Source organism: Bacillus sp. 2175, assembly GCF_057812155.1.
Map to the genome: position 1 here is coordinate 939,510 of NZ_CM173819.1, position 25,402 is coordinate 964,911.

20 protein-coding genes and 2 pseudogenes are annotated in these 25,402 nt (G+C 36.1%); 19 read left to right on the plus strand and 3 right to left on the minus strand.

The genetic code is table 11. The annotated features are described in order from the left end of the window. The first annotated feature begins 35 nt into the window (after nucleotides 1–35). The 5 genes from ACXKY9_RS05150 to ACXKY9_RS05170 are packed head-to-tail and all read left to right on the plus strand — an operon-like array spanning nucleotide 36 to nucleotide 8,131. On the plus strand, nucleotides 36–1,505 hold the full coding sequence (locus ACXKY9_RS05150; RefSeq protein WP_000094123.1) for a distal tail protein Dit: 1,470 nt from the start codon (nucleotides 36–38) through the stop codon (nucleotides 1,503–1,505). Continuing rightward, a complete protein-coding gene (locus ACXKY9_RS05155; protein WP_015382232.1) occupies nucleotides 1,502–6,346 on the plus strand; it encodes a phage tail spike protein in 4,845 nt (1,614 codons plus the stop codon). Before ACXKY9_RS05150 ends, ACXKY9_RS05155 begins: the two co-directional genes overlap by 4 nt. Before the next feature lie 15 nt (nucleotides 6,347–6,361). Continuing rightward, entirely contained in the window at nucleotides 6,362–6,736 is a 375-nt protein-coding gene (locus ACXKY9_RS05160) for a hypothetical protein (RefSeq protein WP_001004976.1), read from the plus strand. A 37-nt stretch (nucleotides 6,737–6,773) separates the two neighbouring features. Continuing rightward, nucleotides 6,774–7,199 carry a phage holin family protein gene (locus ACXKY9_RS05165; protein ID WP_000373898.1) on the plus strand — a complete coding sequence of 142 codons (426 nt, stop codon included), beginning with the start codon at nucleotides 6,774–6,776 and terminating at the stop codon, nucleotides 7,197–7,199. Next, a complete protein-coding gene (locus ACXKY9_RS05170; protein WP_000405773.1) occupies nucleotides 7,199–8,131 on the plus strand; it encodes an N-acetylmuramoyl-L-alanine amidase in 933 nt (310 codons plus the stop codon). Before ACXKY9_RS05165 ends, ACXKY9_RS05170 begins: the two co-directional genes overlap by 1 nt. 165 nt (nucleotides 8,132–8,296) lie before the next feature. Here the strand turns inward: ACXKY9_RS05170 and ACXKY9_RS05175 are convergent, their stop codons facing one another. Further along, the gene (locus ACXKY9_RS05175) at nucleotides 8,297–8,863 is read right to left on the minus strand and encodes a hypothetical protein (RefSeq protein ID WP_000742862.1); all 567 of its coding nucleotides are present in this window, start codon (nucleotides 8,861–8,863) and stop codon (nucleotides 8,297–8,299) included. Between the two features lie 139 nt (nucleotides 8,864–9,002). Between ACXKY9_RS05175 and ACXKY9_RS05180 the strand changes: the two genes are divergently transcribed. Both ACXKY9_RS05180 and ACXKY9_RS05185 read left to right on the plus strand, forming a co-directional pair. Beyond that, complete coding sequence (locus ACXKY9_RS05180) at nucleotides 9,003–9,221, plus strand: hypothetical protein (RefSeq protein ID WP_228221469.1); 219 nt, start codon at nucleotides 9,003–9,005, stop codon at nucleotides 9,219–9,221. Nucleotides 9,222–9,245: 24 nt separating this feature from the next. Continuing rightward, a complete protein-coding gene (locus ACXKY9_RS05185) occupies nucleotides 9,246–9,536 on the plus strand; it encodes a YolD-like family protein (RefSeq protein ID WP_000100788.1) in 291 nt (96 codons plus the stop codon). Between the two features lie 17 nt (nucleotides 9,537–9,553). On the opposite strand, the gene ACXKY9_RS05190 is transcribed toward ACXKY9_RS05185, so the two are convergent. Beyond that, a complete protein-coding gene (locus tag ACXKY9_RS05190) occupies nucleotides 9,554–10,387 on the minus strand; it encodes a hypothetical protein (protein WP_000730207.1) in 834 nt (277 codons plus the stop codon). Between the two features lie 199 nt (nucleotides 10,388–10,586). Between ACXKY9_RS05190 and ACXKY9_RS05195 the strand changes: the two are divergent. The 10 genes and pseudogenes from ACXKY9_RS05195 to ACXKY9_RS05240 all read left to right on the plus strand — a co-directional run. After that, a pseudogene (locus ACXKY9_RS05195) lies at nucleotides 10,587–10,679 on the plus strand (aspartate--ammonia ligase); the annotation flags it as partial. A 186-nt stretch (nucleotides 10,680–10,865) separates the two neighbouring features. Beyond that, nucleotides 10,866–11,825: a ferrochelatase gene (hemH, locus tag ACXKY9_RS05200; protein ID WP_000163133.1), complete on the plus strand. Its 960-nt coding sequence runs from the start codon at nucleotides 10,866–10,868 to the stop codon at nucleotides 11,823–11,825. Nucleotides 11,826–11,884: 59 nt separating this feature from the next. Next, complete coding sequence (gene katB, locus ACXKY9_RS05205) at nucleotides 11,885–13,351, plus strand: catalase KatB (RefSeq protein ID WP_001069180.1); 1,467 nt, start codon at nucleotides 11,885–11,887, stop codon at nucleotides 13,349–13,351. 811 nt (nucleotides 13,352–14,162) lie between these two features. After that, nucleotides 14,163–14,513, plus strand: coding sequence for a YtxH domain-containing protein (locus tag ACXKY9_RS05210; RefSeq protein ID WP_000486133.1), 351 nt, complete (start codon nucleotides 14,163–14,165; stop codon nucleotides 14,511–14,513). Between the two features lie 45 nt (nucleotides 14,514–14,558). Continuing rightward, entirely contained in the window at nucleotides 14,559–19,097 is a 4,539-nt protein-coding gene (locus ACXKY9_RS05215) for a cation-translocating P-type ATPase (protein ID WP_001190887.1), read from the plus strand. Between the two features lie 13 nt (nucleotides 19,098–19,110). Beyond that, a complete protein-coding gene (locus ACXKY9_RS05220) occupies nucleotides 19,111–19,407 on the plus strand; it encodes a hypothetical protein (RefSeq protein ID WP_000619724.1) in 297 nt (98 codons plus the stop codon). Next, complete coding sequence (locus ACXKY9_RS05225; RefSeq protein WP_000148974.1) at nucleotides 19,397–19,630, plus strand: hypothetical protein; 234 nt, start codon at nucleotides 19,397–19,399, stop codon at nucleotides 19,628–19,630. The genes ACXKY9_RS05220 and ACXKY9_RS05225 overlap by 11 nt, the downstream gene beginning before the upstream one ends. Before the next feature lie 116 nt (nucleotides 19,631–19,746). Beyond that, complete coding sequence (ytaF, locus tag ACXKY9_RS05230; protein ID WP_000741933.1) at nucleotides 19,747–20,364, plus strand: sporulation membrane protein YtaF; 618 nt, start codon at nucleotides 19,747–19,749, stop codon at nucleotides 20,362–20,364. A gap of 20 nt (nucleotides 20,365–20,384) precedes the next feature. Beyond that, on the plus strand, nucleotides 20,385–20,621 hold the full coding sequence (locus ACXKY9_RS05235; RefSeq protein ID WP_001238640.1) for a hypothetical protein: 237 nt from the start codon (nucleotides 20,385–20,387) through the stop codon (nucleotides 20,619–20,621). A gap of 176 nt (nucleotides 20,622–20,797) precedes the next feature. Beyond that, nucleotides 20,798–21,439 (plus strand): DUF1232 domain-containing protein, encoded by a 642-nt coding sequence (locus ACXKY9_RS05240; protein WP_000076219.1) that lies wholly within the window; start codon nucleotides 20,798–20,800, stop codon nucleotides 21,437–21,439. Nucleotides 21,440–21,559: 120 nt separating this feature from the next. Here the strand turns inward: ACXKY9_RS05240 and ACXKY9_RS05245 are convergent, their stop codons facing one another. Further along, nucleotides 21,560–22,795 (minus strand): ammonium transporter, encoded by a 1,236-nt coding sequence (locus tag ACXKY9_RS05245; protein WP_000367127.1) that lies wholly within the window; start codon nucleotides 22,793–22,795, stop codon nucleotides 21,560–21,562. Nucleotides 22,796–23,008: 213 nt separating this feature from the next. Here ACXKY9_RS05245 and ACXKY9_RS05250 point away from each other — a divergent pair, with 213 nt between their 5' ends. Then, on the plus strand, nucleotides 23,009–24,310 hold the full coding sequence (locus ACXKY9_RS05250; RefSeq protein ID WP_044157395.1) for an alpha-amylase family glycosyl hydrolase: 1,302 nt from the start codon (nucleotides 23,009–23,011) through the stop codon (nucleotides 24,308–24,310). 393 nt (nucleotides 24,311–24,703) lie between these two features. Continuing rightward, nucleotides 24,704–24,922 (plus strand): annotated as a pseudogene (locus tag ACXKY9_RS05255) (hypothetical protein); the annotation flags it as partial. Between the last annotated feature and the right edge of the window lie 480 nt (nucleotides 24,923–25,402).

Sequence of the window (25,402 nt, forward strand, 5' to 3'; positions counted from 1 at the left end):
GTCTCTTTTAATTTGAAAAGAAATGAGGTGGCAACGTGAGCTCTTTTACATTTAACAATATACGCAAGGATTTTATTCAAATCGAAAAAGGTTGGAAAAAACCAGCGTGGGCGCCATTAAAACGGAACTTTTTAAGTGTTCCAGGTTATCCAGGTGCAAGATTATTAACGACAGAAACTGAAATGCGAGTTTTACCTGTTCCAGTCGGAATTATCGTTCCTGATGGATCAGACTTAGAAACAGTAAAAGAAGAAATAGCAGAGTGGTTAATTACGGAAAAACCTGTTGAATTAGTCTTTGATGTAACACCTGATAGGACATACTTAGCGGTTATTGATGAAGATTTTGATTCAGAGGATTTTGTTACGTTAGGTAAAGGTATTTTGAACTTTGTTTGCCCAATGCCTTATAAGTTAGGAAATGAGAAAACGGTTGATTTTGAAAATGACGGCCAGGGGTTAATTGCCAATGTCCAAAACAAAGGCTCTGTGCATTCCAATCCGATTATTGAAATTGATATTAAAAAGCCACATACTTTTTTAGATGTATGGTTTGAAGATAAATATGCAAAGGAACCAGATTATTTTCGTATTGGACTGCCATTAAAAATGGAGCAATTGCCTGTAGAAAGAAATCAACGTCTTATATGGGATGATATGTCCACAACTGTAGGGTGGAGTAAGGTTAGTTCTATGGAAGATGGTAATCCGGTTGGTGAAATGAAAACAGATAGTTACCAATTCTATTGTTCGGACTATGGCTCAGGTAATGGATGGCATGGGGCAGCTGTTAAAAAGAGCATCCCTGGTGGACCAGTAGAAGATTTTATTATGCAAGCCCATGTTACATGTAAGAGTAAAAACATTAATGAAATGGGACGAGTTGAGATAGCGATACTCGATGAAAATAGCAAAGTTCTTTCAAAGATTGCCATGAATGACCTCTATTGGCAAGCTGAACAAAATTTTGGAACGATGGTAATTGGATATGATAATAAGCCTGGAAAAACAGGTTTAATTTATGAGAGTGGTGATTATCCCAATACGTGGAATCAGTATTATGGTAGGTTGTGGATCGCTAGAACGGGTAATGATTGGGAGGCGTATATTTCAAAGTTTCTTCCTGGAACAGAAAAAGATGATGCAGAGCGTTTTGCAAGATGGACTGATAAAGACAATAAACATATGGAAAAAGCAGCTCAAATACAAATTAGTATCATGCAGTGGCAAGATGTTCCGCCAGTAGAAGCGATGACAGTTTCTGATTTGAAATTTTGGAAAGTGAATTTAAATAATCAAAATACACCACCTTATATAGTCGATGTTGGTGACAAAGTTGTGATTGATACAGAAAGCAGTCATGTCAGTATTGAAGGGAAAAACGCTATTAACATAAAAGATATTTTTAGTAATTTTCCTGTTATCAATAAAGGGACGAATAAACTTGAAATCATACCTTCCGATATAGGAACAGCAAAGGTTACATATAGGGAGCGATTTAGATGAGAACACCAAGTGGAATATTACATGTTGTTGATTCACAAACAGATCAAATTATCGGAGCGATTCAATCAAAGGATTATTGGAATGACAATAGGCATTGGGAGATTAAAAATAATGTTGATAAGCTAGATTTTACGGTTTTTGATGGTACAAAAGAAGCCGCAGCGCTTACGCAACAAAATTTGGTTTTAAAAGAGGTAAGGGGTGGACGAATTGTTCCATACACAATTACTGAAACAGAAAAAGATTCTAATAATAGATCCCTTACAACTTACGCGTCTGGTGAATGGATTTTACTTGGTAAAGCAAATTATATTGATCCACAAAAATTTGAAGCAAAAACAGTAGGGGAGTATGTAGATATAGCTCTTAAGGGAACGAAATGGAAAAAAGGAAATATTTCTTATGAAAGTTTCCGTTCTATGACCGTTGATGAATTTATTGATCCATTAAGTTTTTTGAAAAAGATTGCTTCTCTATTTGAACTAGAAATTCAATATCGAACTGAAGTTGTAGGGAATCATATCGAACGGTATGTTGATATGATGAAAAAACGCGGGCAGGATACAGGGAAAACAATTGAATTAGGGAAAGATTTAATTGGAATTAAGCGAATTGAGAACTCGCAAAATATCTGTACAGCTTTAATTGGTTTTGTGAAAGGTGAAGGCGATAACATTATTACGATAGAAAAAATTAATAATGGTCTTCCTTATATTACTAATATTGATGCTTTTCAACGATGGAATGAAAAAGGTAAACATAAATTTGGTTTTTATAGTCCAGAAACTGACAATGAAAACATGTCTCCTGACCGTTTGAAAACTTTAATGGAAATAGAAATGAAGAAACGTGTAAATGCGTCTGTTTCTTATGAGGTAAAAGCGGCATCCATAGGACGTGTATTTGGATTAGCACATGAATTGATTAATGAGGGTGACACAATCCGAATTAAAGATACAGGATTTACACCAAAACTTTATTTAGAAGCAAGAGCAATAGCTGGAGACGAATCTTTTACTGATCCTACACAAGATCAATATGTATTTGGAGATTATCGAGAAATTGTAGATCCTAACGAAGAATTACGAAAGATTTACAATCAAATTCTTAGTTCGTTAGGTAGTAAACAAGAAATGCTAGATCAGCTAGACAAACTGGTGAAAGAGAATGAAAAAACAATTGAAACCATACGAAAAGAATCTCAAGCAGCTAAAGAGTTAGCAGAAAAAGTTCAAGAAAATCTAAAAAATAATACGGTAAATATTATTGAAGCTAAAAACCCACCAATTGATAATCTTATAGTAGGTAAAACATTATGGCGAGATATTAGTAACGGTAAACCTGGTATGTTAAAAGTGTGGAATGGTAAAGGGTGGGAGCTTCTTATTCCTGATGTGGAATCAATTAAAAAAGATACACTGGAGCAGGTTAATAAGGATATTAAACTTACAAAAGAAGAATTAAATAAGAAAGTGGAAGAAGCGCAAGAAGAAGCCACTGGGCAATTTAATCAAGTAACAGAAAGCCTTCAAAAAGTTACGAGAACTATTTCTGATGTACAAAGAGATCAAGGTGAAATTGATAAAAAAGTAACCAAGTTTGAACAGGATTCTGAGGGATTTAAAACTTCTATTGAAACATTAACGAAAAATAGTACTGATACTACAAGTAAAATCAACACCTTAGTAAATGATGTGGACGGAAATAAGAGAGTTATTTCTGAAGTTAAAGAAAGTGTAGCAAACATTAATGACGATGTAAGAAACTTGTTAATCGGTTCCAAATCTTTTGATGGTGCTTTGACCTCTGCGCAAGCGGACAATCGTTGGTGGCTTAAGTCAGCAGATAAAGTCAAAATTTCGAAGGATGTTTTTCAAGGGAATACAGTCGTAGAAACTCAATCATCATGGACCGCTTTAGCTTATAACTTCAAAGATTTAGTAGATCGAAAAGTTGTAAAAGTAGGAGATAAAGTAACCTATTCAATTTTTACTCGTGTAAAAGGTTTACCGAACGGCCAAGACTTACAACACACTTTCTATTTTGCAGCAGGGGCTACCGGCATCCGTCCAAATAAATCTACTAATCAATGGCAAAGTGTAAGTGTTTCGTTCGTAGTGACAGCGGGCATGATGGCATCAACAGGAACGGATAACGAGAGTCATTTTCGTGTAGAACCTGACGTGAATCCTCCTGCTGGTTGTTGGTATCAGCAAAGTTCACCACAATTGACTATAGGTAGCAAAGGATATTCTTGGCGGCCAGCTCCTGAAGATCTTGCAGATGGGAATGTTTTAACCAAGGTAACAACAGAGATCAAAGAAGCAGCAGGGAAGATTAGTGAAAAGTTAACAAGAGTAGAAACAAAGGTTAATAATGATAAATCTGGAGGACGTAATCTGTTATTAGATTCAAATGCTAAATACGAAAAAACAGATTATCTAATCAATCCATATTCTCTAACTGAAAATTTTGTTGCAGGTGAGGAATATACTTTTGTAATTAAAGGAAGTGTCCCGCAGGGTCAACAATTTGGAATTTGGCAGAATGGTGGTTCAAATAATGTTGGATATGCAACAAGTGTCTATGCTAACGGAATAACTTATGTAACTTTCAAAGCTGTTGCAACTACAAGTGGGAATGAACGGAGATTAAACTTATATAATTATCCAAATAATGCTACAAAGGCAACTGTAGAATGGGTGGCTTTATATAAAGGGAATAAGCCACAGGATTGGACACCAGCTCCAGAAAATCAAGTAACGAATGATGAATTCACTAAGAAAACAACAGAGATTGAAAAAAGTGTGGATGGTATTAAAGAAAGTATTAAAACGGTAGAAAAAACACAAACCTTTTTTGATGAACGTGTTAACACTGTAGAAAAGAATGCAGAAGGAACAACTGCAAGTGTTAAGAAATTACAGGAAACACAAACTGCGCAAGGAAAGACGATTAGTGAGGCTACTACAACAATAGGTCAACATTCTGACGCATTAAAGTTAACAATGAAAAAGAAAGATGTTGAGGATTATGTTGGTGGATTGGGTTCTATAAATGATCTACGGAACGCTGCATTCGCTCAGGGCTTCAAATACTGGACACAAAATGGTAATAGTGCTGTTATTGACTCTTCTGTAACATACAGAGGCTATACAACGGCTAAATTACATGCGACTGGATTGACTGAAGATAAATGGTATAGCCTTCATCAAACGATAGACGTAACTGCTGGTGAAGACATTGTAGCTTCGGGTTACTTTATGTCCAATAACATAGGACAAGGTTTCGTGTTAGAAATTGAGTATCTAAATGCCCAAGGTAGCCGAGTTTCACAATCATCAATCGGTATCAATGTAACTGCGAATTCTAATTGGATTAGATCTGTTATTGCCGGAACAGTTCCAGTTGGGGCTGTTAAAGCGCGTTATAAACCTTGGTTGAGAAGGAATGGAACGTTATGGATTGCGTTACCTATGTTGCAGCGTGGTAAAATAGCTACAGAATTTTGGCTACATCCCAAAGATCAAACGGATATTGATAAAATGATAGATGATATTGCTAATAAAGTAGCTACTGAGAAATACAATCAGAAAGTTACAGAGTTAGAAAGAAGTATTAGTGCTACTGAAAAAGGCGTTTCAATTATCTCTGGAAAACAAGAAACGTTTATAAATGAGACTTATAATGCCTATGTAAAGAAAACAGAATCTAAGTTAGAAGTGTTAGATGAGGGGATTTTAGCGCAGATTTTAAAAGACGGTATCATTACTTCTATTAATATGTCACCTGGTAAGATTACAATCGATGCGGAGAAACTGAATATTAATGCCGATACAATGGTGAAATGGTTAACTGCAAAAGGCATTGATACGAATCTTATTAGAATTGATGGTGATAAGATCACTATTGATAAAGATGGTGTAACTGTTAAAATGCTAGACTTCCTATTTCAAGACGAATGGGGTACAAAAACAACTGCGGTATCAAGACGAAATCTAATAGCAGATCCAGACTTTTCTAGTGTTACAAAGAAAAACATTGGACATAACGATTATTATGGATTTGAAGGTGGATATGGCCTTACTTGGAAGTCCTGGGGAAATGTCGTAATAGAAAAGAATACACATATATTCGATTACGAGCAGATGGTGAATGCTGCAAGGGTAGATATGTATAACTATCCGGAAGCGATCGTGAATAACGGTATACATCCTGGTAACGAATATACAGCATCCGCTCATTTTAGAACTGCCATGATAAATGGCGTGCGTAAGACAGGAAAACCGAGAATACACGTATGCTGCGTTAAATTCGGAGATAACGTAAGTTACGACATATTGAGTGAACAAAAGATGGACTTCCCTGAGCCATCTACCTATTATGGAGAAATCAGAAGGTATTCTTTTACTTTCAAAGTGCCAACAAACTATATTCCGCAACAACACGCATTGATTATTAAAGTTTGTTCTGGAAATGCTGACATGAGACAAGGGACAGCGATTTGTGTAAGTGGTGTAACACTGTACAGTGGGAAATATGCATCTATGTATAATTGGGATCGTGCTGCAGCAGAAAGAGCAGATGGCATTCAGCCGTTTAACGGACTCGCTGTAGGCGGTGTAAATAACAATATATCTCCAGCACCAGACGGACAGACGTTTGATATAAGTACTGAAAAAGAAGTTAAAATCTTTAGGAATATACGAGCAATGCAGGGAATTAACTTAGGTGGCGGTGGATTCCAACAATGGGGTCATATTCGTTTTACAGACGGTAATATGGGAGCGGGTTTTTATGCGAGTACTCCAAGCGGTTGGAAATTTAATGCACTTGGATAGAAAGGAGCGATAAGAATGAATGAGAATCAAATGATGCCACTTCAAGCAGGTGAAAGCTTTCCTTTTATGGGGAGGTTGGTGGATGCAGAGCGCACAGATACAGGGATTTTTGTTCAAATACCTGCCGATATGTTAAATAATGCAGGTCTTCTAAACGGTGTTAGCAGGGTTGAAGTATGGAGAGAAATGGATGGGACAGTAAAGTTTCGGATTGCTACGCTGTGTGAAATATGTAAACGCGGAGCGCGTTTGTACTCACTAGATATGGGATTTGCGAAAAAGAACATTTGTTTAGAGTGTTATGCATCACTTACAGGGAATTACCCATCTCAAGAACCGCCAACACCAACTAATGAAAATAACACACAAACAGAGCAGGAGCAGCAATAGCTGGTCTTTTTTTATTGCTAAAAAAGGAGATGAAAAGATGGATCGTATTGATGTATTATTAAAAACCTTTATTGCCACTTTCGGTGGCTTTTGCGGGTATTTCTTGGGAGGATGGGATACAACATTGAAAATCTTAGTGACGATGGCAGTTATTGATTATTTAACTGGCATGATTGCAGCAGGATATAACGGAGAATTAAAAAGTAAAGTGGGTTTCAAAGGCATCGCCAAAAAGGTGGTGCTTTTTCTTTTGGTAGGAGCGGCAGCTCAATTAGATTCGGCACTAGGAAGCAATAGCGCTATTCGTGAAGCGACGATCTTTTTCTTTATTGGAAATGAGTTGCTTTCACTTTTAGAAAATGCAGGGCGTATGGGAATACCTTTGCCTTCAGCTTTAACAAATGCAGTCGAAATTTTAGGTGGTAAACAAAAACAAGAAGAGAAAAAGGGAGATGTTCAATAATGGAAATTAGAAAAAAACTAGTTGACCCAAGTAAATATGGTATAAAGTGTCCTTACACAATGAATCCGGAATTCATTACAGTCCACAATACTTACAACGATGCTACAGCAGAAAATGAAGTATCGTATATGATTCGTAATGGCAACCAAGTGTCGTTTCATATTGCGGTAGATGATAAAGAAGCAGTACAAGGAATCCCTTTAGAGCGTAACGCCTGGCATACTGGCGACGGTAACGGGAATGGTAATCGTAAATCTATTGGGGTTGAAATTTGCTACTCTTTAAGTGGTGGAGATAGATATTATAAAGCGGAAGACAATGCAGCCATCGTTGTAGCTCAACTAATGAAACAGTACGATATTCCAATTCATAAAGTTCGTACACACCAATCATGGAGTGGGAAGTACTGTCCTCATCGTATGTTGGCAGAAGGACGTTGGGATAGCTTTATCGAGAGAGTCCAAAATGCATACAATGGAGATGGTAAAGTAACTCCTACGCTTATTCCACCGTCAACTAACGGGACAGGTATTGCGTATATTGAGGGGAATGGCATAAACCTTCGTAAAGGTCCAGGTACTGGATACGGGGTTATTCGTCAATTAGGTAAAGGTGAGTCCTACGAAGTATGGGGACAATCCAATGGATGGCTAAACCTTGGTGGCGATCAGTGGATTTATAATGATTCATCATACATTCATTATACTGGAGAAAGCACACCGACAAGTTCGCAATCAGTCAATAATGGTGTAGGAATAGTTACTATTACAGCGGATGTATTGCGTGTTCGTAGAGGTCCAGGAACTAATTATGGCATTGTAAAAAATGTGTACCAAGGAGAACAGTATCAGTCGTGGGGATATAGAGATGGTTGGTATAATGTGGGTGGAGACCAATGGGTTTCAGGTGAATATGTGAAGTTTGAAGACTAAAGTAAGAGCCGTCATAATGACGGCTTTTTTATTTCTACGTAATTAAAATTTACTTTTAGATAATGCTTTTAAGATCGGATTTATAATTCTACTTATTAAACGAAACCCCTTAAAAATAGAGCTAACAACTTTCATAAAATTAGAATCTCTTTTTATTTTAAACACCTACTTTCGCAATTCTGCTTGTAGAATAAAGTTTTCTTTTATACTACCTTTATATGTATACCTTATTTTATTTTTTTGATAAACCTTTGTATGATCTTTACTAAATACTGTTTCGTCACTAAGACCAAGTTCTTGTTTAACTAAATTACGTTCTCCAAAACTCAGTGAATCATCCATCGTTCCTATTAATAATAAGAAAGCGAATTTAAAGTCTTCCATCTCAGTAAAATAAGCATTTGGAGTCATTGCTAATGAAGCTTTTTTTATATTTTTATTATTATCAGTTTCTAAAACAATAATAATATTGTCTGATAAACCAATAGACGTTCTCCCGTCTTTTAAAATTTCAGTTGAGTTAATTTTTAGCTTTGTTTTTTCTCCCATCTCTTTTAATGCTTTTTCTACTCTTTTTGTGTAGTCATCTACTGTTAATTTAGCCTCTTTATTTTCTGCAACCGCAGGTTTAGTGCCATCCTTTTTATTACCACTAACACCAGCAGCAACAAAAATTATTATTAGTGCAGCAATAATCCAAACCCACCATTTTTTATAAAACGGTTTTTTCATATAGTTTCCCTCCATAGATTTATACCTAAATCATACCAATTTCATACAACAACTGTAAATGTTAGTTTGTAATTTATTGACGAAAAAGAACGTTCGTTCTATAATTTATGCAAACGAATGTTCTTTTGGAGGTCATCTTATGAATCATTTACTTAAATGCTCGTTCAATCAAAAACTACCAATTGAATTAATTTATTTAAACGGTTCAGGAGATTTCTCTCAAAGAACTGTGATTGTTAGAAAGATATATGAAGATCGTGTATTAGTGTATTACATGCAAAAAAAACAAGTTAGAATGCTGAAATTAGCTAATATACTTTCTGTTGATAAAGTTAGAAATAACTATCAATATGCTTAAAAATAAATAATGAGGTGAGATCATATGTCAACAGCAATTCCAAAACCACCAAAGAAAAAGGCTACTAAAAAAGAACCTAGACCATACATGGATGAATTCGAACAACAAGAGGCTGCTGAATTAATTCAATTGGCAGTGCAAGATGATACAGAATTAGTATTTACTGTGTATCGAAAATATAAAGAACCAGATGTTATCCAAGGTAAAATAATTAAACTGGAACAACAACTGAATAGAATTGTAGTGAGTGATGGACCAAATGCAATACATAAAATTCAATTCATGGATATTTTGAAAATCGAAACGCCTAGTTAATTTAGCTAGGTGTTTTTTTATATGGCCATAAATTCTTTATCGAAGTAGCACTTGTCCATTAAGTTGTTTACAATCCCGTTGAAATAAGCGAATTTACCCTTTTTCATTTTTACTCCGGATTTAATTTTCATAACAAATTCTTTAATAGCTTTTAAGCCAATAGCTAACTCTTGTTCTTTAGTAAATGCTGTATCACCTGTTGTATGGTTAACGATTTTATTACACTGTCTTACGACCTTCCACAGTTCTTGAATTGTTTTAGATTCACTGTAAAAAGAGCCAACTAAAGAAATAAAACGCTCTGGTACCCAATGAGCAACAAAGTCAGCTTGTTCCATATTCTCTTTTGGATTATTGCTATTCTCATTACTATTACGTTTGTTTATATCTTTTATATTTTGTTTTAAGGAAACAGGTTTTGTTTTAATGGTAGGACACTTTGTAGGACGTTCACCTTGTGTCTTGTTGGACACTTCTTCCACAATAGGTTGAATAATAATAGCGTTAGAAGTTTGAAGCATATCTTTTTTACGTTTCATTGCCACCTGTTTAATCATCTCTAGATCCACAAGCTTCTTCATTAAACGTTGTACAGTTTTATATGAAACTTCCATTTTTTCAGCGATTCTGTTTTTGCACAGGAAACTAACACCTACATATTTGCAGCTGTGGCGCTTTAAAATTTCAAGTAATGTAATGAGTTTAGATTTTACATCTGTACGCTTAATAGACATACGGATAGTGTCTCTGTATGCACGTATAGCTCTATTTAGTTCGTCCACATCTTTGAATAATGATAAGTTGCGGAAGGCTTCTTTAGTTGCGATAACATCAATACGTTTCTTTTTCATAATGTAGGCCCCTTTGCATATACAAAAGAGCAACAGAATGCCAAGTGTAAGCAAACTGTTGCTAAGGAGCCCTTACGTACTGTAAAATAGTTCGTAAGAGTACAGCAAGTGTTTGCCTAGATGGATTAGGCGGATGGTATATAGAGTGTTGGTCGCACTTTATATACACGCTGTGCTCTTTTATTGTAGTTATATAGTGTTTGGTCAATTGATGACTGGGCCACAGCTTTTAGCTCATTTAGCACAAATTCATGTTTGGTTTAAAGAATATGGGGTAAATATTAAGGAATAAGGGAAAAGCGGCTTACAATTATGTAAGCCGCTTTTTATTAAAGAAATTATCATATAAAATTCAAAATCACCTTATAAATAATACTTAATTAGAATTATTATTTTGACGTACTTATTATTACTTGTTATAATTGGAAACAAACGTTCTGAAAAAGATTCTCATTTATAAAATTGAGGTGTTATATAGATGACAAAGAAAAGAATAGGTTTACTCGTAATGGCGTATGGAACACCAGAATCATTAGACGATGTAGAGGCATATTATACACATATCCGTCACGGGCGTACGCCATCAGAAGAAGCGCTTGAAGATTTAATTGGGCGCTATAAAGCGATTGGTGGAATTTCACCGCTTGCAAAAATTACGAAAGAACAGGCGCATAAATTAACAGATTCAATGAATAACATATTTACAGAGTATGAATTTACTTGTTACTTAGGTTTAAAACATATTGCACCATTTATAGAAGATGCGGTAGAAGAAATGAAGCGTGATGGGATTGAGCAAGCGATTAGTATCGTATTAGCGCCACATTACTCTACATTTAGCATTAAAGCGTATAATGACCGTGCTATTCGTCTTTCGCAAGAAATTGGTGGTCCTGTTATTGAACCAATTGAACAATGGTATGATGAACCGAAATTTATTTCGTATTGGGCAGACCAAATAAAAGAGACGTTTACAGAAATTGATAATAAAGAGAAAGCAGTCGTAATTTTTTCAGCGCATAGTTTGCCAGAAAAAATTATTGCAACAGGAGACCCATATGTAGAACAACTAAAGCATACGGCAGATTTAATTGCAGAAGCTGCAAATATTCAAAACTATACAACGGGTTGGCAAAGTGCTGGGAATACTCCAGATCCGTGGATTGGTCCAGATGTGCAAGATTTAACGAAAGATTTATATGAAGAGCATGGGTACGAATCTTTCGTATATTGCCCAGTTGGTTTTGTAGCGGAGCATTTAGAAGTTTTATATGACAACGATTATGAATGTAAAGTTGTAACGGATGAATTAAATGCCAAATATTTCAGACCAAATATGCCGAATGCACAATCTGCATTTATCGACTGTTTGGCTGAAATTGTTTCCAAAAAAGTGAAGGAAATAGTTGACAAAGATTTAGTTTTAAATAATAATTAATTTATAATAATTTTAAATAAATAATGATTACTACGAAAGAAAGAGGAGGATCCCCCTAGATGAATCCAAATAATCGCTTAACAACAAACCAAGGTGCTCCAGTTGGAGACAACCAAAATTCTCGTACAGCTGGTCGTCGTGGACCAGTATTATTAGAAGACTATCATTTAGTAGAAAAACTTGCGCACTTTGATCGTGAACGTATTCCGGAGCGTGTTGTGCATGCACGTGGTGCAGGTGCTCACGGTGTATTCGTAACGAAAAATAGTATGAAGCAATATACGAAAGCAGCATTTTTACAAAATGAAGGAACTGAAACGCCTGTATTTGTTCGTTTTTCAACGGTTATTCATGGTCAAGGTTCTCCTGAAACAGCACGTGACCCACGTGGGTTTGCTGTTAAATTTTATACAGAAGAAGGAAACTACGATATCGTAGGTAATCATTTACCAGTTTTCTTCATTCGTGATGCAATTAAATTCCCTGATATGGTACATTCCTTAAAACCAGCACCTGATACGAATATTCAAACGCCAGATCGTTATTGGGATTTCATGACGTTAAGTCCAGAATCTACACATATGATGACATGGGTATTTTCTGATTACGGTACACCAGCAAGCTATCGTGAAATGGAGGGTTTCGGCGTCCATTCATTTAAATGGATTAATGAAGAAGGTAAAATTGTTTATATTAAATACCACTGGAAACCACAGCAAGGTGTACGTAACTTAAATGCGAAAGAAGTGCAAGAAGTACAAGGGAAAGACTTCAATCATGCAACTCGTGACTTGTTCGATGCAATCGAAAAAGGAAATTACCCAAAATGGGATTTACACGTACAAGTTATGCAATTAGATGAAATGGACTCTTTAGACTTTGATCCACTAGATCCAACGAAAGTATGGCCAGAAGATCGCTTCCCATTAATGGAAGTAGGGACAATGACGTTAAATCGTAATCCGAAAAACTTCTTTGCAGAAGTAGAGCAAGTAGCGTTCTCTCCAAGTGCAACTGTAAATGGTATTGAGCCATCGGAAGATAAATTATTACAAGGTCGTTTATTCTCTTACCCAGATACACAGCGTTATCGTCTTGGTGCAAATTACTTACAAATTCCTGTAAACTGCCCATACGCAGCTGTTCATAATCAACAACGTGATGGTGCGATGCAAGTGAATCAAAACCCATCTACAATCAACTACGAACCGAGTCGTCATGCAGAGAATCCAGTTGAAGACAAAGCTTACCGCGATTCAACTATGAAAGTAGAAGGCTATGTATCTCGTGAAAAAATTGAGAAACCAAATGACTTCAAACAAGCAGGTGAGCGTTACCGTTCATTCTCTAAAGAAGAGCAAGATAACTTAATTGCAAACTTAACAAATGATCTAAAAGACGTAAATGAACGCACAAAATTATTAGCTGTTTGTAACTTCTTCCGTGCAGATCAAGAATACGGTATGCGTTTAGCGCAGGCATTAAATGTTGATATTACGCAATATGTAGGAAATGCTCCGAAATAAATAGGAAAAGACGACCGGGTTTCGGTCGTCTTTTTTGTATAAAGTTATGTCGGTATTTTGCATGTAAAACATGTCGCAATTTGTTGGTAAATCGATATGTTGTGTCGAACCGTTGATATATTGAAAGAAACAATCGATATATTTGAAAAATCGTTGATATATTCAAAAAATCGCTGATATATTCTCCCTAATACCAGATTGGGTATTGAGAAATCTATGTAACAAGTTCCCATTATTTAATAAGGCTAAGTGGCCTGAGTTCTACGATAGATAGGAACTCAGGCTTTTTTATGCAAAAAATTTATGAAATCTTTTTGGAATAAAACTGAGGACAAGAAAGAGGGCGATTTCTCCTAAAATAGCGACAATGATATTGAATAAAAAGGTACGGAAATTTGCAGTGATATGAGTAAGAATCGCGTATTTCCAATAAGATAAGCTCATGAAAATCACTCCTTGTAGCATTTTTTATAGTATATAAAATTTGTTTCGTAAAAGTGCGTGTCTTAGTTTGTGATTTGCGAAAAAACAAAATAAATTCTCAATATAATTTCAACAATTGAGTAATAAAACATGGAATATATTACCTGTTTAATTGCATAGGAATAGGAGTGTTTACAAAAATATTTTCTGAATTAACATAAAATTTACAAAAAACTAATAAATTGTTGAAATAATACAAACGTAAATATATACTCTATATATACTTTTTACAAAAAAAGGATGTGATGAAATGAATTACATGTTTACTTGGTAGGATAAGATTGATTCATTTTACAAATTCGAAAAAATTAAGTGAGGAGAAATGTACATGTTTCAATTTATGAAATCACCAATCGGTATAGCGGTTGGAGTAGCAGCGGTTATATTAGCGTCACCAAAAGCGAGAAAGGGGCTAAGAAAGCTAGCGGTAAAAACAGTATCTGCTTTTCTCGGTGCAAAAGAACAAATTCAAAATGCTAGTTCAGAAATGGAAGAAGCTTTACCGAAAGTAAAAGAAGCGGCACGTAAAGTGGCAGTAAAAACAGTATCGCCAATTATTGGAGCAGTAGAAGCTGTACCGACAACTATTTCTAAATTCCAGGAAAAATGGGCGTCTCGTGTAAATGCATATCATTCTGAGCAGAGTGTAGATTACGAAAGCATACCTGTTACTCCTTAGATAGTAAGTGATTTTACTTCCTTTACAAGGATAAGGAGGATGATGATGCAGAGTAAATTATTAAAAACGAGATTTATACGATCGTTACCTGGAAGAATTCGAATTGAAATATATAAACTAAAATACAACTTGGACATGGCGAACTTGATAGTAGAACGTTTTCGTGACGTGGAAGGTATTTATCAAGTGAGTCCCTCTATCTCTACAGGAAGAGCCCTGATTACTTACGATATCAACAAGACCTCTCTACATACCGTTTGTGAAATAATTAAACTCCTAGAAGAACAAACTACAAAGAATACTAACTTTAACAATATTGAAGAAACGAAGAAAGCAGAAGATTCTTCATCTAGTGTAATTTCTTACGAGAAAAAAGGTGAAGGTGTTCCATTGCCACTAGCGCTTTCTGTCGCTGGATTAGGTGCGTTCGGTATAAAGCAACTATTTATGGGAAGATCAGCTTTAGCTAGAAGTCCAGGGCTTTTTTACTTGTCGGGGGCTTTATCTGTTTTGACGGGATACCCGTTTTTAAAACGAGGATTCAAAAAAATGGTTGCTAGCAAAAAAGTGAATTCTGATCTAGTGCTTGGCATAGGAACGCTTGCACTCGCACTAGCGCGGGAAAATATCGTCGTACTAGCGGGACTTAGTCTATTAAATTATTTAAATTGGAAGCGTAGTCAAGCGAACATAAATGAAGAGAAAGATTCGTATAAAGAAAGAATTTTATCCCCGGAGATTAAAGCATACAGTGAAAAGCAATCGAAATGGGGCATGCTTTTTGGGGGAGCAACATGGGCCTTTACGAGAAATCCACTACGCGGAATGGCGGTTTTATTAGCTGCGAATCCGAAACCTGCAGTTTCGTCTGCTGAGTATGCATGGCGACAAGGAGATCTCGTTGCGAGGGAAAGAGGATATCTTATTCCAAATGAAGGATCATTATCTCAACTGTCCCGAACGAGAACAATCGTATTTGACGATGTATCGCGTATATTCTGTCATGAAGAAGCGGAGATTAGCTGCATTTCAGAAGATGAAGGGCAAGTTTGGTGCACGGCAGCCTCACTGCTGGAGAAAAGTGGGCATGATTGGAAAGAGGAAGTTGTGCAACGAGCGAAGCAAACAGGAAGAACGTTAAGGAAAGCTTTTGAAATCGAAGTTGATGACGAAGGGATAAAAGGTGACATACAAGGCATTCCATCCTTTATCGGGAGTAAAGTATTTGTGCAGCGAAATGGTGTAGATATAAGTGCTTATGAGTTAGAAGCGAAAGGACTTGGCAAAGAAGGATTTAACGTTCAGTTCGTTGCTAAAGGTAAAAAATGTGTAGGATTGTTAGTTGGATCGAAAATGACGATTACACCTGAATTCACAGAAATAATGAAAGAATTAGGTGAAAATCAGTGGAAGTTTGCAGTTTTGCAAAATAGTTTACATGTAAATCATAGTGTTCTTTCGCAGCACGGTATTGATGCAAGTTGGCAACATAGTGATGTTGTAGAGCGTGTGGAGCGTATTCGTTCGGATGGGGAAGAAGTATTATTTGTTTGTGAGGATAATATTGAATTTCCGTCTGTATCTTATTATGAAATGAAAAATATATTTCAGTCAATCGCCTATGCGAAACAAATCGATTTATTAGTGAAAGAACATTTTCGAGTAGCGAAAATATGGAATATTGCCGGGGAGATGCTGGCTGTTTGGTCTATATTCACGGCACCTATTATCGCTTTAATGGCAAATGCTCTATCTTTAACGTTTTTATCTAGAGCGAAGCGAGTAAGTGAGAAGATTTTTTCTAATAAAAAGTTACTGAATATGAACCACTCGGTAGCTAGAGAAACTTCTACAAAATGGTATGCACTCTCGCAAGAAGATGTAATAAAAGATTTACAAGTGGAGAAACAGCAAGGGCTAAGCGCTCGAGAAGTGCAAATGCGACAAGAAAAGTATGGAATGAATAGAATTGAACCGAAGCAGTCTGTTCCTTGGATTGTTTCATTTATGGGGCAATTTAAAGAGTTTACATCGCTTATTTTACTTGGAGCAGCTGGATTATCTGTATTATCAGGTGGGGTGTTTGATGGATTAGCGATGGGGACAATTCTCGTCGTCAATGCGGTAATTGGAACCCTTCAAGAGCGAAAAGCAGAAAAAGTAGTAGAAGCTTTAAATCAATTCCGTGCGCCAAATTGTATAGTAACCCGTGAAGGGGAAGAGATAGAGGTAGCAAGTAGTGAGCTCGTCCCAGGTGATGTTGTCTGCCTTCAAGCTGGAGACCGCGTACCTGCGGATCTTCGTATTATAGACTCTTGGAATTTAGAAGTTAATGAAGCGATGCTAACGGGTGAGTCTCTACCAGTTGAAAAGAAAGTGGATGCGGTAGGGGAAGAATGTTCGTTAGCGGAGCAGAATAATATGCTCTTTATGGGCACATCCGTAACGCGCGGCAAGGCGAGAGCTATAGTAGTGGAAACCGGGATGAGTACAGAGATGGGCTATATGATTTCCTTAATGAAGGGGGAAGAAACAGAGCCTACACCACTACAGCAAAAGGTGACGTCTATTAGTAAAACCTTTATTAAAGGAGCATTTGTGGCTGGCGGTATTGTGCTTGTAGCAGGATTGCTACGCGGTTTACCGATTACGCAAATGATTACAACATCAGTTGCTCTTACAGCATCTGCTGTGCCAGAAGGTTTACCGATTATGATTACAATCGCTTTAAGTGCAGGAATCTTTCGTATGCAAAAGCAAAATGCACTTGTTCGGAAGCTTTCTAGTTTAGAAACGTTAGGTAGAACAACTGTTATTTGTTCTGATAAAACAGGTACTCTTACGAAGAATGAAATGACAGTTAAAGTCATTGCCACACCAAATCGTATGTGGAGTGTATCGGGTGATGGATATGAACCAGTTGGTACAATATCGGATGTAACGTCGTCTAAAGTCGCAGCTGCTGTAGAGATGGAAGTAGAAGAAGCGACTTATCATGAAAGTGAAAAAACGCCGTTAGAACATCCAGATTTTGTTCGCGTTCTGCAAATTAGTGTTCTTTGTAATAATAGTAAGTTAGAACATGAAGACGATCAGTGGATTGTGAAAGGTGACCCAACTGAAGGGGCTTTATTAAGTTTTGCTTCTAAAGCGGGTGTTTCATATAAGGATATGGCATCATTTGAACGACATCATGAAGAACCGTTCGATTCTGAGACGAAAATTATGAGTGTCGTTTGTAAGGAAAATGAATCATTGTATAAGTTTTCGAAAGGATCTGTAGAGGCGATCCTTACTAGATGTAAATGGTATCAACATAACGGTGAAATCTATCCGTTATGTGATAAAGAAAAAGAGGTCATTTTACAACAAAATGAAGGTTTTGCAGAACAGGCATTACGTGTATTAGGTTTTGCGTATAGTAATGTTGAGAATAATGACCTTATTTTTGTTGGGTTAGTTGGTATGATTGATCCGCCAAAACCTGAAGTGGAAGAGAGTATTCGTGAAGCGATTGAACTTGGTGTAAAACCTGTCATGATTACTGGGGATCATCCGACTACGGCAATTTCTATTGCGAAGCAGACCGGTATTTGGAATCGTGATGATCGTGTTTTGACAGGGGTAGAAATCGACAATGTAACAGATGAACAATTAAAAGAAATTGTAAAAAATACTTCTGTTTTTGCTCGCGTAACACCGGCACATAAGTTACGTATAGTAGCTGCATACCAAGCGGACTGTCAAATTGTAGCGATGACTGGGGATGGTGTAAATGATACACCTGCTATAAAGAAAGCGAACATTGGTATTGCGATGGGGCAAACAGGAACAGAAGTAACGAAAGAAGCTGCCGATCTTATATTGAAAAAAGATCATTTCGGTTCCATTGTGGAAGGGGTAAAAGAAGGTAGAACGATTATTGGTAATATTCGTAAAGCGGTTGGATGTTTATTGACGGGAAATTTAGCTGAAGTATTAGTGACAAGTGCGGCAGTTATTGCGGGAATGCCGATTCCGTTAGTACCAATTCAAATTTTATTAATGAATCTTATTACAGATGCTTTACCAGCGATGATTTTAGCTGTAAATCCTGGAAACAAAACGAAGCAAACGAAACGTCAAGACATTGTTGATAAAGAGTTGTACAAAAAAGTTGTAACGCGAGGAATACTGCTTGGAGCAGGGTCACTTGCTTTATTCGGTATGAGCTTAGCGGCTGGCGTGCCTCTTGCGGTAGCGCAAACATCAGCATTTGCAGCATTAGTTGCAGGTCAACTTATTCAAACATTCTCTTGGAGACAAGAAGGATCGGACGAAACGATGCGTGATTGGTCAAAAGATCGTTTCTTTGTGACGGCGTTAGGAACGTCTTGGCTTGTATTATTATCAGCTATATATGTTCCGCCATTTGCTCGTATATTCCATACCGCTCCATTAACATTTATGCAATGGGTACCTGTTCTTTTTGTAGCTGGTACAGTATCTCAAATTTCAAAACCTATTATTAAATTAATCTCATATAAGAATGATGACTCGAAAAAGTTGGTAGTTAATGAACTAGCATTATTAAAAACAGTGTAAAGGAGTAATGAAAATGATACGAAAAATTGTTATTGGATCTACTTTAGCGTTAGCAAGTGCCGCTTTATTACCTGTTGTAAGAAATACACTCCGTCCACTTGTTGAATCAGGTGCAAAAGGTGTGAAGTCTACTTTTGAAACGATTAAAGAAGAAGTGGAAGATATTATTGTAGAAGCGAAAATGGATAGAATGCAAAAACAATTCGAGAAAGAACTTTCTTATGTTGAAGAAGAACATTCTAATGAACAAGAGATAATTGAAGCAGCTGCAAAGGTTGAGGAAAAGGAGGAAGTAAGAAATGACGCATAAAGCTGTTGAACAAGATGTGGATTACCATTTAGAAAAAGCGTTAGTACATTTTGAACAGGCGCTAGACTTGAGTGTAAAAGCGGCATCTGAAAATAAGGCGATGCAAAAAGAGATTGCTACTAAAATGGGATCTTTTACGGGAGATATCTTTCAATCCGTTCGTGAAAAAGGAAAAGTGAATCGCATGAATATAATGAAGTGGTTCACTCTACCCCGTTTTTAAACAGAGCTGTTAAGTGGAAGGAATATAGGGAGTTATTTTCTCCCTATATTCATATTCCATGCTATGTATGTCACGTTAGTTTCCGGGATGTTCAACAATACGAAGGGGTGAACGAAATGGCAGCATGGATGATGGTATTAGCGCTAACGTTTTCATCAAGTATTGACAACTTAGGGGTAGGGATTTCTTATGGCATTCGAAATATAAAAATTAGTCATCTATCAAATTTTATTATTTCGGTAATTTGCTTTTTATTTAGTGTAGTAGGAATATATTTTGGCTTATGGCTATCAAAAATTTTACCTGGGATAATGCCGGTTGTAATCGGTTCGTTCTTATTAGTTATAATCGGTCTCCGAATCATCTTACTAGCAATTCCTCGGAAGGTTTCGGTGCAAGAGATTGAAGGAGAAGTGGGGGACACTGAAATAAATGGCTTAACGAAAAATATCGGTAAATCTGGGGAAATCGGTTTTGTGGAGTCTATTTTTCTTGGGATTGGTTTATCTGCTAATGCGCTCACAAATGGATTAGGAGCGGGTTTGTTCGGTTTGAATCCAATTGCTATTTGTATTGCAGCTGCAGTTGGTAGTTTTATTACAGTATGGGGCGGAGTTGTGTTGGGAAGAAAGATAGCTCACGTTCGCATCGGTAAATTCACTTTAGGTCAGTTTGGTACATTGATTAGTGGAACATTATTATTAGTTATTGCCTTTGCTGCATTTTTTGATTAATTCATAGAAGGTGAGTGAAAGTGAGATTACTGTATAAAAGACTGAAATATTCTGAATTAGAATCGGAGTTACAATTAGTAGAAAGTGTTTTAAGTTCGGGGTATTTTATTTTATTGGATTTAATCTTCGTATCTTTCTTATTAATGGTACTGACCTTTTCTATGCATCATTCATTTTTTATAGCAATTGTCACATTCGTGAGTTCTTACATAATTTGTGGTAGTGTATTTTTATTATTACGGAAATGGTTAAAATGAGTTGAAAAGCTATCTTAATTTTTTAAGATAGCTTTTTTGTTTACAAAATGTAAACATATAAAGGACTTCTATCTTGTAAATAGTCGAAAAAATTTGTTAATATGAATTGTATAGAGATTATAGTTGTTTTTCTTATAATAACTATGGTTATTCTCGTGAATAAAGGGGAATGAGATATGTCTCAAGATAATGAAAAAAGTAATCTTGGATTGTTGTTGAAAAAGTTACTTAAGGAAAAGTCTTTATCGATGCGAAAGCTTAGTTTGCTTACTGAAATTGATACGGCTACTATTTCAATGATTGTAAATGGTAAGCGAAAGGCAAATCCGAAGCATTTGCAAAAGTTCGCGGAGAGTCTTGGTGTTCCAGTTGGTGATTTGTTTGTGGCAGCAGGCTATTCTATTGAAACGAAACAGGAGGAGCAATCGGATATTCATGTTTCCATTAATAACATTGAACATTTACTTGAATCCGCACAGCTCTATGATCAAAAGTTTAGTATATCGAATGTAGAGCAGCAATTAACGAATTATGAACAATATTCGCAAACAGAAGAAGGCAAAGAAACGATTGAAAAGGGGTTTCTTGAAAAGATTCAAAAGGTAAGCAGTATTGGCCCGTTTATTAATGATTTAAAAGAATTGTATGAAAGATTTACGAAGAAGAAGGGAACGACTGCAGAACTTGCTTTAATGGGAAGTGCGCTGATCTACTTTATATTATCGGTCGATGTAATTCCGGATTATATATTTCCAATCGGCTATTTAGATGATGCGGTTGCAGTACAACTCGTTTTAAATGCACTAATGAAAAGGTAAGATGTTTATATGAATAGATAGATAAGGATATTTACATACCAATAGTTTGAGATAATTGTATCGTTATGAATATACGAAAAAGGTGTACCCCGTGTTAGAACGGAGTACACCTTTTTCGTTTTAATTTGCCGATTCTTCTACATACTCATAAGCTTTCTCACCATGCATCGAAATATCAAGTCCCATGTGTTCCTCGTGCTCATCTACTCGAACGGGGAGGAAAAAGCTAATAACTTTAATAATGGTGTACGTCATTATGATTGTAAAGGCATAGGTTGCCCCGATTGCTACAAGTTGTTTAAACAGTAACGCGGCGTTTCCGTAAAACAATCCGTTCGCACCATCCCCGTTTACGGCAGTAGTTGCAAATAGTCCTGTTGCAATACCGCCCCAAGTTCCTCCGATGCCGTGGCATCCAAAGGCATCAAGTGTATCGTCATACCCGAATTTTGTTTTTAAGAAGAAAACGGCGCCAAAGCATAATATACCACCAATTGCTCCGATAAGAAGGGCGGAGAAAGGTGTAACGAACCCGCAAGCTGGTGTAATAGCGACTAGACCAGAAACAACTCCGCAAGCAGCTCCCATTGCGGTCGGTTTTGATTGGAAGAACCATTCAGAAAGCATCCAAGTTAGAGCCGAGGCAGCGGCGGCTATATTTGTATTAATAAATGCAGTTAACGCTACGTCGTTTAAGGATAATGCGCTGCCGACGTTAAAGCCGAACCAGCCAAACCATAATAAACCTGCGCCTAACATTGTAAATGGCAAATGGTGAGGAGAAGAACCATTTATGTTTTTTCGTTTTCCAAGGAAAATAGCTAATACAAGACCAGCAACTCCGGAAGTGATGTGAACGACGTTTCCGCCAGCGAAGTCTAGGGCGCCAAGTTCCCTTAGCCACCCACCGACGCCCCATACCCAATGAGCGACAGGATTGTAAACGATTGTTGTCCATAGAAGGATAAAAATAAGAAAGGCAGAAAATCGCATTCTTTCAGCAAATGCACCTGAAATTAAAGCTGGAGTTAAAATGGCGAACATGAGTTGAAACATCATGAATAAATTGTGAGGAATAGTAGATGAGTAGTCTGGATTTGGTGCGTAGGTAACTCCGTTTAGACCGAACCAATCAAGTGTACCGATAAGCCCGTGCCAATCTGGTCCGAATGATAAAGAATAGCCGATAACAATCCATTGAATCGAAACGATAGCCATTGCACTATAACTATGCATCGTTGTACTGAGTACATTTTTGCTGCGAACCATACCTCCATAAAAAAGTGCCAATCCTGGTGTCATCAACATGACCATTACTGTCGCCATAAACATAAAAACTGTATCTCCCATATCCATGATCTCTCCTCCTATAATGTTAGAAAAAATAACATATATTTGTTATGTTTCATATCATATTCGAAATTAAACCGAAAATCAACTAAAAATTCAGAAGATTATATATATGATGTAATAAAACCTAACATGAATTATTTTGTGAGGATTAAAATCGACATATGCGCTTCATTCAGAAAATTGGTATAATATTCTTACAATTAAAGAACTTGGGGGATGCGTGTGGGAAAAATACGGACTAGGAAACTATTCATTTGTTTTTGCTTAGCTGTTGTTTTGTTTGTACCAATACATACTTTTGCAGACGAAAAAAGAGAGTGGCGAGATGAAGTTATATACTCCATTATGATTGATCGCTTCAATAATGGAGAACCGAAAAATGACAAGCAGTTAGAAGTTGGTAATTTAGAAGGGTATCAAGGCGGGGATATAAGAGGAATTATAAAAAGGTTGGATTACATAAAAGAAATGGGTTTTACTACCGTTATGCTTTCGCCGCTTTTTGAAAGTGGAAAGTACGATGGATTAGACGTGCAAAATTTTAAAAAGGTAAATGAACATTTCGGGACAGACAATGATGTGAAAGAACTTGTAAAAGAAGCTCATGCAAAAGGAATGAAAGTTGTATTTCAATTTCCACTTGGAGAAAACGAACGACAGGTAATTGACGCAATGAAATGGTGGATAAAAGAAGTTGATTTAGACGGAAGCTATGTTATACATAGTGAAAAAAAGCCGCGTTCCTTTTGGGATAACGCGCAAAAAGATATGCAAGTGATAAAGAAAGATTTTCGTATTATGACAAAGGAGGATGGTGAATACAACGAAAAAATAGTAGAATCGTTTTCTAAAGCAGATGTATCGGTGAAATCGTTATACGATGTGAGTAAAAAAGAAGGAGAATTTGTTACGTTTTTAGATGATCAAGAAACAAAAAGATATGCGCGTATTGCAAAAGAAAATATGTATTATCCGCCATCACGTTTAAAACTGGCGCTTACTTATTTGTTAACATCACCTGGAATTCCGAATTTTTATTACGGAACTGAAATTGCATTAGATGGAGGAAGTGTACCCGATAATAGACGATTAATGGATTTTAAGTCAGACGAAAAATTTATGCAGCACATAACAAAACTAGGTGAACTTAGGCAGGCGAGACCGTCTTTACGACGCGGTACGTTTGAGCTTCTGTATGATAAGAGCGGGATGAGCATACTAAAACGAAAATATAAAGATGAAGTAACTTTAGTAGCAATTAATAATACGAAAGAAACACAAAAAGTCTCCTTACCTGCAAGTGCAATTGGTGAAAAACAAGAGTTAAGAGGATTGTTGCAGGATGAAATTATAAGAGAGGGAAACGGAAAATTTTATCTCGTTTTAAAGCGTGAAGAATCAAACGTGTATAAAGTTAACGGAGAAACAGGTGTGAATTGGTTATTTATCTCCTTAATCGTTGGTGTGAATGTATTATTTATTGCGTTTTTAATTGCAGTTAAAAGGAAACGTAGATGAGAAGTTGCTGGCTCTATGTTCATGTCTTCTTATTGTATATGTAAGTTTGTTCGGTGGCGCGATAGTATTTATTCTGTTGATATGAAATTTCTTAAGAGAAACGATGTGAGAATGAAAACGTCCCTAGTGAGAGGAGGGCCAGGTTAGGAAGGGGATGTTCTTCCTAACCTGTTTTTTGTGTTAGCACCGATAGGGAAGAATCTTTGAAGCAATCAATAATTGTAACTATATTGATTTTACATTACATTAAAAGTTAGAGAATACTCTTATACTAATACAGTGCTAAATAGTAGGTGGAAAATGGAATTTTACGATTTGGGTATTACCATTAAAGAGCTTAGAATTAAAAAAATATATCACAATCCGAATTATGTCATGGAATATGTTCACAAAGTCAAATTAGCTATTAATCTAAATACTTTATACTTATTAGGTGAACTTTACTATTTAAAGGGATGGAATTTATTGAGATTTAAACAACAGAATGAAGAAGATATTGCAAATAACATGAAAAAAGCATTATTTATATTTGAACTAACAGAAAAAGAAAATCTGATAAAAATGGTTAAAGAAAAATATTTTGAAAACCAAAATGAAAAAAGCCACTCATAATTCATTTGGGGATTACTTGAAATATAATAGAACCTACAGGGAAAATCCCTGTAGGTTCTAAACTTATAAACTTTCTTCTAAAATATTAGTGTTTAATATAAATTTTTGAATAAGAGTTTACTTAGTGTACTTTTTATTTTGAAGTCTGCATCTTTATTAACCATTTATGCTTCTTTTTAACTCCATCCAAATATAATTAAAATTAAGATGGTTCAAGTCGGAGGAAGGCGCTTTGAGGTGTCTTTTTTTATGACTTTTATCATTAACTATTTAATGTTTTTTAAATGATTACATGACATAGTTTTTTTGTACCAAGCTTTGTTGATACAGTTAGACTTATCCGTTAGTGAATTCGCATTATTAGAACATCCTACAGTATTTAGGGAGAATGTGGCCAATAAAAACCATAGTATTAATTTCTTCATATAACCACTTCTAACTCTTTTTTAATTAACATTTTTTAAGTTCCTTATTAATTTT

Bases quoted from the DNA above. Each gene is read 5' to 3' on its own strand.
- ACXKY9_RS05155 (WP_015382232.1), top strand. From the start codon at position 1,502: ATGAGAACACCAAGTGGAATATTACATGTTGTTGATTCACAAACAGAT.
- ACXKY9_RS05160 (WP_001004976.1), top strand. From the start codon at position 6,362: ATGAATGAGAATCAAATGATGCCACTTCAAGCAGGTGAAAGCTTTCCT.
- ACXKY9_RS05165 (WP_000373898.1), top strand. From the start codon at position 6,774: ATGGATCGTATTGATGTATTATTAAAAACCTTTATTGCCACTTTCGGT.
- ACXKY9_RS05170 (WP_000405773.1), top strand. From the start codon at position 7,199: ATGGAAATTAGAAAAAAACTAGTTGACCCAAGTAAATATGGTATAAAG.
- ACXKY9_RS05175 (WP_000742862.1), bottom strand. From the start codon at position 8,863: ATGAAAAAACCGTTTTATAAAAAATGGTGGGTTTGGATTATTGCTGCA.
- ACXKY9_RS05180 (WP_228221469.1), top strand. From the start codon at position 9,003: ATGAATCATTTACTTAAATGCTCGTTCAATCAAAAACTACCAATTGAA.
- ACXKY9_RS05185 (WP_000100788.1), top strand. From the start codon at position 9,246: ATGTCAACAGCAATTCCAAAACCACCAAAGAAAAAGGCTACTAAAAAA.
- ACXKY9_RS05190 (WP_000730207.1), bottom strand. From the start codon at position 10,387: ATGAAAAAGAAACGTATTGATGTTATCGCAACTAAAGAAGCCTTCCGC.
- hemH (WP_000163133.1), top strand. From the start codon at position 10,866: ATGACAAAGAAAAGAATAGGTTTACTCGTAATGGCGTATGGAACACCA.
- katB (WP_001069180.1), top strand. From the start codon at position 11,885: ATGAATCCAAATAATCGCTTAACAACAAACCAAGGTGCTCCAGTTGGA.
- ACXKY9_RS05210 (WP_000486133.1), top strand. From the start codon at position 14,163: ATGTTTCAATTTATGAAATCACCAATCGGTATAGCGGTTGGAGTAGCA.
- ACXKY9_RS05215 (WP_001190887.1), top strand. From the start codon at position 14,559: ATGCAGAGTAAATTATTAAAAACGAGATTTATACGATCGTTACCTGGA.
- ACXKY9_RS05220 (WP_000619724.1), top strand. From the start codon at position 19,111: ATGATACGAAAAATTGTTATTGGATCTACTTTAGCGTTAGCAAGTGCC.
- ACXKY9_RS05225 (WP_000148974.1), top strand. From the start codon at position 19,397: ATGACGCATAAAGCTGTTGAACAAGATGTGGATTACCATTTAGAAAAA.
- ytaF (WP_000741933.1), top strand. From the start codon at position 19,747: ATGGCAGCATGGATGATGGTATTAGCGCTAACGTTTTCATCAAGTATT.
- ACXKY9_RS05240 (WP_000076219.1), top strand. From the start codon at position 20,798: ATGTCTCAAGATAATGAAAAAAGTAATCTTGGATTGTTGTTGAAAAAG.
- ACXKY9_RS05245 (WP_000367127.1), bottom strand. From the start codon at position 22,795: ATGGATATGGGAGATACAGTTTTTATGTTTATGGCGACAGTAATGGTC.
- ACXKY9_RS05250 (WP_044157395.1), top strand. From the start codon at position 23,009: ATGCGTGTGGGAAAAATACGGACTAGGAAACTATTCATTTGTTTTTGC.